Source organism: Saccharothrix sp. NRRL B-16348 (assembly GCF_001280085.1).
Taxonomy (GTDB): domain Bacteria; phylum Actinomycetota; class Actinomycetes; order Mycobacteriales; family Pseudonocardiaceae; genus Actinosynnema.
This window is the reverse complement of the sequence record NZ_LGED01000208.1, coordinates 15,678-27,373: the sequence shown is the minus strand read 5'-3', so window position 1 is coordinate 27,373 and position 11,696 is coordinate 15,678. Positions and strand designations below refer to the sequence as shown.

Annotated in this window: 8 protein-coding genes; 6 read left to right on the top strand and 2 right to left on the bottom strand. The window is 72.8% G+C overall.

Features of this window, described 5'->3' with window-relative positions:
- Positions 1-25 precede the first annotated feature (25 nt).
- A complete protein-coding gene (locus ADK67_RS25330) occupies positions 26-964 on the top strand; it encodes an SDR family NAD(P)-dependent oxidoreductase (RefSeq protein WP_053719001.1) in 939 nt (312 codons plus the stop codon).
- Between the two features lie 65 nt (positions 965-1,029).
- On the opposite strand, the gene ADK67_RS25325 is transcribed toward ADK67_RS25330, so the two are convergent.
- Positions 1,030-1,608 carry a TetR/AcrR family transcriptional regulator gene (locus tag ADK67_RS25325; protein ID WP_053719000.1) on the bottom strand — a complete coding sequence of 193 codons (579 nt, stop codon included), beginning with the start codon at positions 1,606-1,608 and terminating at the stop codon, positions 1,030-1,032.
- A gap of 89 nt (positions 1,609-1,697) precedes the next feature.
- Between ADK67_RS25325 and ADK67_RS25320 the strand changes: the two genes are divergently transcribed.
- Positions 1,698-2,663: a ketopantoate reductase family protein gene (locus tag ADK67_RS25320; RefSeq protein WP_053718999.1), complete on the top strand. Its 966-nt coding sequence runs from the start codon at positions 1,698-1,700 to the stop codon at positions 2,661-2,663.
- Positions 2,664-2,749: 86 nt separating this feature from the next.
- On the opposite strand, the gene ADK67_RS25315 is transcribed toward ADK67_RS25320, so the two are convergent.
- Positions 2,750-3,883: an epoxide hydrolase family protein gene (locus ADK67_RS25315; protein WP_053718998.1), complete on the bottom strand. Its 1,134-nt coding sequence runs from the start codon at positions 3,881-3,883 to the stop codon at positions 2,750-2,752.
- Positions 3,884-3,943: 60 nt separating this feature from the next.
- On the opposite strand from ADK67_RS25315, the gene ADK67_RS25310 reads away from it, so the two are divergent.
- From ADK67_RS25310 to ADK67_RS25295, 4 genes are all read left to right on the top strand, one after another.
- Positions 3,944-4,891 carry a helix-turn-helix transcriptional regulator gene (locus tag ADK67_RS25310; protein WP_053718997.1) on the top strand — a complete coding sequence of 316 codons (948 nt, stop codon included), beginning with the start codon at positions 3,944-3,946 and terminating at the stop codon, positions 4,889-4,891.
- 161 nt (positions 4,892-5,052) lie between these two features.
- Positions 5,053-7,194, top strand: coding sequence for a DEAD/DEAH box helicase (locus ADK67_RS25305; RefSeq protein WP_053718996.1), 2,142 nt, complete (start codon positions 5,053-5,055; stop codon positions 7,192-7,194).
- Positions 7,195-7,262: 68 nt separating this feature from the next.
- Positions 7,263-8,432, top strand: a complete 1,170-nt coding sequence (locus tag ADK67_RS25300; protein WP_053718995.1) for a pentapeptide repeat-containing protein — start codon at positions 7,263-7,265, stop codon at positions 8,430-8,432.
- 62 nt (positions 8,433-8,494) lie between these two features.
- A complete protein-coding gene (locus tag ADK67_RS25295) occupies positions 8,495-11,695 on the top strand; it encodes a BTAD domain-containing putative transcriptional regulator (RefSeq protein ID WP_231648352.1) in 3,201 nt (1,066 codons plus the stop codon).
- The last annotated feature ends 1 nt before the right edge of the window (position 11,696 follow it).

The window sequence follows — 11,696 nt, the reverse complement described above, 5'->3', positions numbered from 1 at the left end:
CCGGCGGTTCTCGCAGGCTGCGGTCATGACCGAACCCGGAACCGTGCTGATCACCGGCCCGACCCGCAACCTGGGCCGCCACGCCGCGCTGGCCATGGCCGCCCGCCCGCACGGGCAGCGACCCACCCTGCTGCTGGTCGGCCGCGCCGGGCGAGACTTGACGGCGGTCGGCGACCAGGCCCGTGCCCGCGGGGCGCGCGTCCACGAGATCGGCTGCGACCTGGCGAGCCTGACCGACGTCCGTGCCGCCGCGGCCACGGTGCGCGGTCTGCTCGCCGCGGGCGCCGTCCGGCCGCTGCGCGCGCTGGTCGCCAACGCCGGCACCATGTCGCCCGACACCCGGCGGGCCTCGCACGACGGCTACGAGCTGACCTTCGCCGTCAACTACCTCGCCCACGCCCGGCTCATCGGCGATCTGCTCGGCTCGTTCACCGCCCCGGCACGGGTCGTGCTGCTCGGCTCGAACACCTATCACGCCAACTTCTGGCGCAAGCTGCTGGGCGTGGCCGAGGCCAGGTGGGCCGACCCCGTCGAGCTTGCCCGCCCGGCCACCGGTGAGCAGGCCCCGGGCATGACCGCCTCCGGCGTCGCCTACTCCAACGCCAAGCTGGCGATCCTGTACTACGCCCACGAATTGCAGCGCCGAGCCGACGCCGGGATCAACGTGTCGGTGTTCGAACCGGGCTGGATGCCCGGCACCGCACTCGGCCGTGGCGCTCCCGTGGCGTTCCAGGCGATCGGCCGCGTCCTGGGCCGGATCCCGGGCGTGTCGACACCGCAACGCTCGGGACCGCTGCTGGCCGCGATGGCCCTCGACGAGAAGTGGGCACACCTGCGCGACGGCGCCTTCGTGCTGAAGACCAAGCCGACCGAGGTCCAGCCGCTCGCCCACGACCTCGACCGCGAGCGACGCCTGTGGGACGCGACCGCTGAACTGATGGAACGCGCGGACGCGTCGCACTAGTGCGCACCGCCTCGGTCAACCCCGAGTACCGCTGCTGCACCGACTGCAAGGCGTGCATCGTGCGGCTATCGGTCTGCGTGCGGGCTGTGTAGCCCGTCCAGTACGAGGGTGATGACGGCGTCGGCCTCGGCCCGCCAGTTGGGGCGGTCGTGGGCCGCGCCGATGCCGTGCAGGGCCATCATCACGGCACCGGCGTCCACGTCGTCGCGCACGGTGCCGTCCTGCACGGCGGCGGCCACCAGGTCGGTGACAGCTTGCTCCAGCGCCCGGCTGCCCTCGGCGAGGGCACCCGAGCGGGTGGCCATGAGCGTGGCCAGCGTCCGGGCCAGGCCCTGGTGGGCGGCTATGTGGTCGACCATGTCGCGTAGGAAGGTCGCCAAGGCCTCCGCTGCTGGCAGCGTGGCCTGGAGTTGGCGGGCGCGGTCGCACAGCGTGGCGACTTCTCCGTGGTAGACCGCCTCGGCCAAGGCCTCCCGGGTGGGGAAGTGGCGGTACAGCGTGCCGGTGCCCACCCCGGCCAGGCGGGCGAAGTCATCGAAGCGCAGGTCGAAGAAGTCGCCGGCGTCGAAGACTTCCCTGGCGGTGGCGAGCAGGGCCTCGCGCTTGCGCCGGGCGTCGGCACGCAATGGCTTGTCGGCGGTCATGCGCTCCCTCGCGTTGACAAATGGAGATGGTCTCCATATTTTGAAAGTGGAGATGATCTCCACATCGATCCTATCCCACGAGGTGCCACGTGAAGATCCTGATGTTCGGCCGGGGCGTGATCGCCACCATCTACGGCTGGGCCCTGGAACGGGCCGGGCACGACGTCGAGTTCTACGTCCGGCCCGGCCGCGCGGCGACGTACGGGGACGCGGTGGACCTCGACCTGTTCGACACGCGGCGGCGGGTGTGGGGGCAGCACGTCGTCGAGAAGTGGCCGGTGCGTTATCGCGAGGCGCTGGAGCCGGGCCACGACTTCGACCTGATCGTGCTCAGCGTGTCGCACCACCGCCTCGCGGAGGCGACGGCCTTCCTGACCTCGCGGGTCGGCCAGGCCACGGTGCTGGTCTTCGGCAACGTCTGGGCCGAGCCGCAGGCCGCGATCGGCGACCTCCCGCTCGACCGGATCGCCTGGGGCTTTCCCCAGGCCGGTGGCGGTTTCGGCGCGGACGGCGTGCTCCACGGGGCGCTGCTGCCGTCGGTCATCTTCGGCACCCTCGGCCGGCCCCCAACCGACCGGGAGCGGGCCGTGCGCGAGGCGTTTCGCGAGGCCGGGCTCCGGATCAAGGAGAGGCCTGACTTCCGCGGCTGGCTGTGGGTCCATTTCGTGTCGGACGCCGGCGTGCTCTCCCAGGGCCTGCGGCTGGGTTCCCTGTCCAAGCTGGTCGGGGCGCGGGGCGACCTGCGCGAAGGGCTGCTGACCGGCCGGGAGCTGCTGCCGCTCCTCCAGGCACGCGGCATCGACCTGCGACGTCACCGGGGCGGTGTGCTGCCGTTCCGGGCGCCCACCTGGCTGACGGCCCCCGCGCTCGCCTGGCTGACCGCTCATGTCCCGGTCGCGCGTGTGAGTCTCGCGGCGCACGACGACCCCGACGCCGAAGAGCCGCGCGAGGTCTGCAGGGACGTCCTGGCCGAAGCACGACGGCTGGGCATATCGGTACCACGCCTGGAAGCGGCGGAACCGCACTTCGCCCGTGAGGGGACTGGTCGAGTCTGAATTCACCGATGTCGTCGGTCCCGATGGTCCGTCGCGGCCACCCCCGCTCCGCCTGTCGCGGACCGGGGGTGGCCGTTGTCGGGAGGTCACCGCAGTGCGGTGAAGAACGTCCGGATGTCGTCCACCACGATCTCCGGGACCTCGAGCGCGGCGAAGTGGCCGCCCTTCTCGAAACGGCTCCAGTGCACGATGTTGGAGTTGTCCCGTTCCGCGAACACCTTGATGGTCTGGAAGTCGTCGGCGAACACGGCCACGCCGGTCGGGGCGGCGTTCACCGGGGCGGGCTCGTCGGCGGGGGCGGCCGCGTTGTCGAAGTAGGACCGGGCCATGCCCGCGGCGGCGTTGGCGAACCAGTTGACGGACACCTCGGTGAGGATGGTCTCCAGCGGCACCAGGGACGTGCCGTTGCCGAAGGAGTTGAACAGCTCGCTGTAGGCGAGCATCCCGATCGGTGAGTCGCTGAGCCCGGCCGCGACCGTCTGCGGCCTGCTGGCGTTCATGGTGTTGTAGCCACCGACCTTCTGGAACCACTGCATGTGCTCCAGGCCGGCGTAGTCCTGCGGTTCGAGCCGTTCGAACTCCGCGGGGTCGCCCGACGGGAAGGAGAACAGTTGCAGCACGTGCAACCCGAGGAAACCCTCCGGGGCGAGGACGCCGAGTTCGCGGGCGACCATCGCGCCGTGGTCGGAGCCGTGGACGCCGTAGCGCTGGTAACCGAGCCTGCGCATGAGGGTGTCGTAGGCGCGGGCCACGCGGGCGGTGGTCCAGCCCGGTTCGGTGACCGGGTTGGAGAAGCCGAAGCCGGGTGCGTCCGGCACGACGACGTGGAACGCGTCCTCGGCGCGGCCGCCGTGGGCGACGGGGTCGGTGAGCCTGCCGATCAGGTCGAGGTAGTCGACCGACGAGCCGGGGTAGGTGTGCGCGAGCAGCAGCGGCGTCGCGCCCTCGTGCGGCGACTCGACGTGGATGAAGTGGATCGGCTGGTTGTCGATCTCGGTGATGAAGTGCGGGTGGGCGTTGACGCGCTCCTCGGCGGCGCGCCAGTCGAACGCGCGCCACGCCGTCACGGCCTCCCGCAGGTAGTGGTTGGGGGTGCCGTGCTCCCAGGTGTCGCCCGGCGCCGGCTGCGGCAGGCGGGTGCGGTCGAGGCGACCGGTCAGGTCGTCCAGCTCGGCCTGCGTGACCTCGATGCGGAAGGGGTGGATCTCCGTGTTCGTCATGACACAGACGTTAGAGTGCCTATAGGAAAGGATCGTTCCTATAAGACGGAGGTGGTCGCAGTGACCGCGGACACATCGGCGCGACTCCTCGCGCTCCTGGGGTTGTTCCAGTCGCGCCCGTCGTGGAGCGGCACCGAACTCGCCGACCGACTGGGCGTCACGACGCGCACCATCCGCAACGACGTGGAGCGCCTCCGCACGCTCGACTACCCCGTCGAGGCCACCCGCGGCGCGACGGGCGGCTACCGGCTCGGAGCGGGCGGCAAGCTCCCCCCGCTGCTCCTGGACGACGAGGAGGCGGTGGCCGTGGCGATCGGGTTGCGCGCCGGCCGCGGCATCGCCGGGCTCGAGACCTCCAGCGCCCGCGCGCTGGCCAAGCTCGAACAGGTCCTGCCGCCACGCCTGCGGCCGACGGTGGAGGCGCTGGCCTCGGTCGTCGACCACGCGCCGGAGAACACCGACACCGACGCACCGGACCCCGAGGTCGACCCCGCCGTGCTGCGCACCATCGCGACCGCGATCCACGACGTCGAGTGGTTCCGCTTCGACTACCGCGACACCTCGCTCCTCGTCGAGCCCTACCGCCTGCTCGCCTGGAAGCGGCGCTGGTACCTCGTGGCCCGCGACCCGTCCAGCGGCGAGTGGGACGTCTACCGGGCGGACTGGATCACGCCACGCATGCGCACCCACCGCCGGTTCGCCCCCACCGCCCTCCCCGACGACGACTACACGAGCTTCACCATGCGCCGGGTCGCGTCCAGCGGCTGGCAGGTGCACGCACGCCTGCGGGTCGACGCACCGGCCCAGGCCGTCCTCGACCGGATCCACCCGGCCGTCGGCGTGGTCGAGACGGTCACCGACACCACCTCGGTCCTCGTCACCGGCGCCGACTCACTCGACACGATCGCCGCCTACATCGGCATGCTGGGCATGGACTTCACCGTCGAGTCGCCCAGCGAACTCAGGCCACTGCTGCGCACCCTCGCCGAACGCTACGCCCGCGCCTGATCACCGCAACCACCCCGGGAGGTCTTCACGTCGTACCCGTACTGGTACGGCCATTGGCATGACCTCATCGCCATGTCGTCCGCCGCACGTCGGCCGACAGCCGCAGCCGGAACGCCCGCTCCTGGTTCGGTACTCTCGGACCGCCTGACGGAAGGACACGGGTGGACGACTCGTCGAAGGTCGGTAGGCCCGCTCGCGCGGTGCTGGCCGCAGCGAAGGCGTTCCGCGCCGAGGCGGCCGGGGTGCGCGCGGAACCGGATCGGTTGCTGGCGCTCGGCGCCGCGAAGTACCAGGAGGTCCGGGACTCGCTGGTGGCCGACCAGCTCCGCGCCATGCCGGTGGACAAGCTCCGGGACACGAAGGCGAACCTGCGGCTGAGCAAGCTGAAGGCGGCCGGGTACCGGACCGTGGCCGACGTCGCCGAGGCGCGCCCGGAACAGCTCGACGGCGTGCCCGGGGTCGGCAGGCAGTCCGCCGAGCAGATCGTGCGGGTCGCCCGCGCCGTCGTCGACGGTGTCGCGCGCGACACGACTGTCCGGCTGAACCCCGACCGCGCCGACCGCGCCCAGACCGAGCTGCTGCAGCTGATGTCCAAGCTGCGCAGGGCGAACCAGCTCGTCGGTCCGCTGCGCGAGCCGCTCGGAGACGTGCTGGCCAGGGTCGACGCCGACGTGCGCGCCGCGTCCCGTGCCTGGAGCCGGGTGCGGATGTTCTTCTCGTCGCGGAAGAACCGGCAGGCCGCCATCGAGTCGCTCGACCGGCTCGAGTCCCTGCTGGCCAGTCGTGACGTGGCCGCGTTGCACGCGGTGAGCACGCAGCTGCGCGTGCCGGACCTGGATCACCGCGCGCTGTGGCGCGACTACGAGCTCGACGCGGCCGCCTACAACACGCTCCTCGCCGACCTCGCCGGTGCGGACGCGATGCCGGACCGCAGTGCCGCCAAGGGTTTCGTCCCAGCAGACATCGAGCACGAGGTCGACGCGACCACACTGGACACCAGCCTGCTGAAGGTGTCGCTGCGCGGCTACCAGGTGTTCGGCGCCAAGTTCGCGCTGGCCCGCAAGCGCGTCATCATCGGCGACGAGATGGGACTGGGCAAGACGATCGAGGCCATCGCGGTGATGGCCGCCCTCGCCGCCGGTGGACGGCGTGGATTCCTGGTGGTCTGCCCGGCGAGCGTCGTCGTCAACTGGGTCAACGAGATCGCCAGGCACAGCGACCTCGTGCCCCACCGGATGCACGGTGCGGGCCGTGACGGCGCGGTCGACAAGTGGTTGGCGCAGGGCGGCGTCGGCGTGACGACGTTCGGCACGTTGCCGAAACTCGTGCTGCCGAAGAGGTTCCGCCCGGCGCTGGTCGTGGTCGACGAGGCGCACTACGTGAAGAACCCGGACACGCAGCGCTCACAGGCGGTCAACACGATCGTGCAGCGCGCGGAGCGGGCAGTGCTCCTCACCGGCACGCCGATGGAGAACCGCGTCGAGGAGTTCCGCAACCTGGTCTCCTACCTCCAGCCGAGCGTCGCGGCCCGCACGGGCGCCACTGACGCCGTGGTGGGGGCCAAGGCCTTCCGCCGCGTTGTCGCACCGGTGTACCTGCGGCGCAACCAGGAGGACGTGCTGGGGGAGTTGCCGGAGCTGCTGGAGGTGGAGGACTGGGTCGAGTTCGGCAAGCAGGACCGGGGTGCGTACCTCGACGCGGTGCGCGAGGGCAACCTGATGGCGATGCGCCGTGCCGCCTACGCGCCGGGCACGCCCCGCGGTTCGGCGAAGCTGGAGCGGCTGCTGGAGATCATCGAGGAGTCGAGGGACAACGGCTGGAAGGTCGTGGTGTTCTCGTACTTCCACGACGTGCTGGACGCGGTCGCCGACCACCTCGAAGTCTTCGGTCCCCTGACCGGCGCGACGTCGGCGCAGGGCCGTCAACAACTGGTGGACGCGTTCACGGCGTGCGAGGACCACGCGGTGCTGGTGGCCCAGATCGAGGCGGGCGGCGTGGGCCTCAACATCCAGGCCGCGTCCGTGGTGATCATCGCCGAGCCGCAGTGGAAGCCGAGCACGGAGGACCAGGCGATCGCCCGTTGTCACCGGATGGGCCAGGTCCGCAAGGTCCACGTGCACCGGTTGCTGGTGAAGGACAGCGTGGACGCGCGGGTGCAGGAGATCCGCGACCACAAGACCCTGCTGTTCGACCACTACGCGCGTGAGAGCGACACGAAGCACTCGCACGCGAGCGCACTGGACTCGGCGGTGTCGGTGGAGCAACGGGTGGTGCAGGCCGAGAAGCAGCGCCTTGGTCTCTAGGGTCTGGACACCTGCCGAACGCCGCCGAGTTGCGTCAGCGTTGGCGTCGGTGGTCGACGATGGCGGGCATGAACTCGTTGCAGGTGAGTCGTGCGGTGGTCGGGTCTCCGCGGGCGTCGCGGGTGCGGCGGTGGTCGGCGGTGGTGCTGTTGGTCGCTGCCGCGGTGAGTGTGGCGCCGGGTTGGTGGGTGCAGGTGGCGGTGTCGGCGGCACGGTCTGCCGGTCGGTTCTGGCCGGCGGTGGTGCTGACGCTGGTGGCCGTGGCGCTGGTCGTGGGTGGCCGACGTCGGACGGTGACGATGACGCTCGGGCGTCGACCGCGTGCACCTCGGATTCCGCTGTCGTTCCACGTGGCGCTGCTGCTGGGGGCGGCTGTGGTGGTGACCGGTGTCGTGGGTCTGCTGTTGTGGGGCGTGCTGGGAGGGCCGCCCGGCGCGTCGGGGTGGAGTGTCCGGGACCGGCTGGACGCGGTGAAGGTCGTGCTGGCGGTCGTGGGCGGTGTCGGGGCGGTGGTGGCGTTGGCCGTCGCCTACCGGCGGCAACGCCTCAACGAGGTGGAGGCCTACCGCGAGGACGCCAAGGTGCTGCTCGATCGCTTCGGGAAGGCCGCCGAGCTGCTCGGAGCGCCCGACGCCGCGGTCCGCACCGCCGGCGTCTACGCGCTCGCGGCCCTGGCCAATGACGCGCCCGAGGGACGCCAGGGCTGCATCGACGTGCTGTGCGCCTACCTGCGACAGCCCTACGCGCCCGCGATGCACGATCTGCTCCCCGACAGGGGCGACCCGGCGACCGTGAGCCGGGACCCGGGCCAGGAGCGGCAAGTCCGGCTCGCCGTCGTCCGGCTCATCCGGGACAACCTCCACCTGCCCGACCACGACCCGCGCACCTGGCGCGGCCACGACTTCGACTTCACCGGCGCCGTTTTCGACGGCGGCGACTTCGCCGGTGCGACGTTCGCCGGCGCGGGCATCGTCACCTTCACCGAGGCCACGATCATCGGGCAGTTGTCGTTCGCCGGTGCGACGTTCGCCGGCGGCACCGTCTCGTTCGACGGCGCCCGGTTCGTGGAGGGCGGCATCGCACTCAACGGCGCCAGGTTCAGCGGGGGCGTCGTCGACCTGTCGAGGATCGATCCGGCACAACCACCCACGACGCCCGAGCTGTGGCCGTCCGGCACCCCGACCCCCGCCGGGCTGCGATTACCGCCACCGCAGGCCACGACACCCCAGGAGGGATGAACCATCGGCAGAAGCGGATGGCGGGTTTGGGGCTTGCGGGCCGCACGCGGGAGGATCGGGCGGTGCACGGGACCGAGGAGACGCGCCTGAGGGTGACGTTGCTCGGCGCTCTGGAGGTGCGCCGCGGCGATGCCGTGGTGGCCGTGCCCGGCACCCGGCTGCGCGGCCTGGTCGCACGGCTGGCGCTCGCCGGCGGTCGGCCGGTCGAACCGGGTGTGCTGGTCGGCGCGCTGTGGCCGCGGGAGCTGCCGACCGACCCGGTGAACGCGTTGCAGTCGCTGGTTTCCCGCCTGCGCCGGGTGCTCGGAGACGCCGGCGCCGTCACCCAGTCCGAGGGCGGCTACCGCCTCGACGTCACGGAGGACGACGTCGACGCGCTGCGGTTCGAGCGGCTCGCCGCGCTCGGCCGTGACCGGCTCCGGGCCGGTGATCCCCGGGCGGCGGCCGAGTTGCTGGGTGAGTCGGTCGCGCTGGGCGGCGAACCGTCGGTGATCGCCGAGGTCGCCCCAGCGGTCGCGACGCGGCTGGTCCGCGCCGCGGTCGAGGCGGGCGCGAACCTGGCCGAGGCGGAGCTGGTGCTGGGCCGCGCCGACGACGCCGCCACCCGGCTGAGCGCCCTGCTCGCCGAGCACCCGGCGGACGAGCGGGTGGCCGCGCTGCTGATGGACGCGCTGGCCGCCCTGGGCCGCCAGGCCGAAGCCCTCGACCTGTACGAACGGGTGCGCGAGACCCTCGCCGACCGGCTCGGCGCCGACCCCGGAGCCGCCCTGCGCGAGCGGCACCTGCGCCTGCTGCGATCACCCGCACCCGCACCCGCACCCGCACCCGAGCCCGCGACCACCCTGCCCGCCGCCCTGACCAGCTTCATCGGGCGTGCCGACGACCTCGCCCGGATCGACGCCCTGCTCACCCGCGGTCGCCTGGTCACGGTGGTCGGGCCGGGCGGGGCCGGCAAGACCCGGCTCGCGGTCGAGGCTGCCCGCCGCCACGAGTACCGCGACGGCACGTGGCTGGTCGACCTGGCCGCGGTGACGGAGCCGGCCAAGGCGGGCGCGGCGGTGCTGGCCGCGATCGGGCTGCGCGGCGCCGCCCTCTACGAGGCCGGTCGGACGCGAGCCGGGGCCGGCGACCTGGACGTGCTCGCCGACCAGCTCAACGGCCGGGAGAGCCTGCTCGTGGTGGACAACTGCGAGCACCTGGTCGACGCCGTCGCGCACCTGATCGCGGCGTTGCTGCCGCGCTGCGCGGGGCTGCGGGTGCTGGCGACGAGCCGCGAGCCGCTCGCGATCGACGGCGAGGCGCTGGTGCCGCTCGGCCCGCTGGCGCTGCCGGGCCCCGGCGACGACCTCGATGACGTCCGCCGCAGCGCGTCGGTGCGCCTGTTCACCGAACGTGCCGCGGCGGTGCGCCCCGGCTTCGACGTCGACGAACGCACACAAGCGGACGTGGTCCGGCTGGTGCGAGGCCTCGACGGCCTGCCGCTGGCGCTGGAGCTGGCCGCGGCCCGGCTGCGGACCCTGTCGCTGGCCGAGCTCGCCACCGGGCTGTCCGACCGGTTCCGGCTGCTCACCACGGGCAGCCGGGCGGCGTCGCCGCGGCACCGCACGCTGCGCGCGGTCATCGCCTGGAGCTGGGACCTGCTCGACGACGACGAGCGCACGGTGGCCGAGCGGGTCTCGGTCCTGCCCGGTGGCGTCACGTCGGAGTCGGCCGCCGCGGTCTGCGCGGGCACGGTGGTGCTCCCTGACGAGCTCCCCGAGCTGCTCGCCGCCCTGGTCGACAAGTCGTTGCTGCACCTGGCACCGGACGCGGGCCGCTACCGGATGCTCGAAACGCTGCGCGAGTACGGGATCGAGCGGCTCGCCGAGCGGGGCGCGCTCGGTGCCGTCCGGGACCTCGCCGCCCGCTGCCTGGCCGCCGTGATCGCCCGCGCGGAGCCGCTGCTGCGCGGCCCCGACCAGCTCGCCGCGTTGCGCGTGATCAGCACCGAGTACGACAACGCGCTCGCCGCCCTGCGCCACCTGTGCGACACCGGCGACGCCACCGCGGCCGTCGCGCTCGCCCGGGACCTCTCCTGGTACTGGCAGATGCTCGGCAGGCACGCCGACGCCGCGTACTGGCAGGGGGAGGCGCTGGCGTTGCCCGCCGCGGGGCACACGCTGGACCGCGATTCCGCCGAGGCGATGCTCCTGCTCAACCGCATCAACGCCCGCTCCTCATTGACCGTCGAGGGCTTGCACGAGCACGAATCCGCGCTGCGGGCGCTGGCCGATCGCCTGCTCGCCCACCCGTCCCTGCCCGGGGTGACCGGCGTGCTGGCCGCGATCACGCTGCACTTCCTGCGGGAGCACGAGGCGTCGCTCGCCCTGGTCGACCGCATCGTCGACGGCCCCGACGTCTGGCTGTCCGGGCTGGCCCGCCTGTTCCGGGCGTCGTTCGCCGAGAACGAGGGCGACCTCGACCAGGTGCGCGTCGACGTGGCCGCCGCGCTCGACGCGTTCGGCCGCACCGGCGACCGCTGGGGTGTGGCTTCCGCGCTGCCGCTGCGCGCGCTGCTGCGGCAGTACGACGGTGACCTCGACGGGGCGTTGGCGGACCTGCGCGAGGCCAAGGCGCAGGCCCGGGAATTCGGTTCGCTGAGCCTGGCCGACGAGACCTTCCTCGACGTGCGCCGGATCGAGCTGCACCTGCGCCGCGGCGAGGACGCCCTGGTGAGGGCGGCGCTCGACGCGGTCCGCGAGCGGGCGGAGCGATCGGCGTCGCCGGAGCTGGTCGTCATCGTCACCGCTCTCGAAGCCGGCACGTGGCTGCGGCTCGGCGACCCGGACCGCGCGCAGGCCCGCATCGAGGCGGCCGAGGCGCGGCTGGCAGGTGAGCCGTCGATCGGCGGCGACCACGGCCAGGCGATCGTCAGTTCGACGCGAGCCTCGCTGTGCGTGCGGCGGGGTGACGCCGAGGGCGCCGACGTGGCGCTGGCCCGTGCGTACGCCGCGGCTCTGAAGAGCCGAGACCTGCCGATCATGGCGCTGGTCGCGGTGGCCGGGGCCGAGCTGGCCGAACTGCGGGGGCGGCACCGGGACGTGGCCCGGCTGCTCGGCGCGGCGGCACGGCTGCGCGGCGCCCACGACCGCACCGACCGGCGGATCCGGGCGTTGGTCACGAGCGGTCGCACGGCGCTGGGGGAGGACGTCTTCGCCGCGGCCTACCAGGACGGGTGGCGGCTGGACGGGAAGACGGCCTCGCTCCAGGTCGCACCGGCGTGAG

What these genes read in the sequence shown, in the direction of transcription:
- ADK67_RS25330 (WP_053719001.1), top strand. Translation starts at nt 26, where the DNA reads ATGACCGAACCCGGAACCGTGCTGATCACCGGCCCGACCCGCAACCTG.
- ADK67_RS25325 (WP_053719000.1), bottom strand. Translation starts at nt 1,608, where the DNA reads ATGACCGCCGACAAGCCATTGCGTGCCGACGCCCGGCGCAAGCGCGAG.
- ADK67_RS25315 (WP_053718998.1), bottom strand. Translation starts at nt 3,883, where the DNA reads ATGACGAACACGGAGATCCACCCCTTCCGCATCGAGGTCACGCAGGCC.
- ADK67_RS25300 (WP_053718995.1), top strand. Translation starts at nt 7,263, where the DNA reads ATGAACTCGTTGCAGGTGAGTCGTGCGGTGGTCGGGTCTCCGCGGGCG.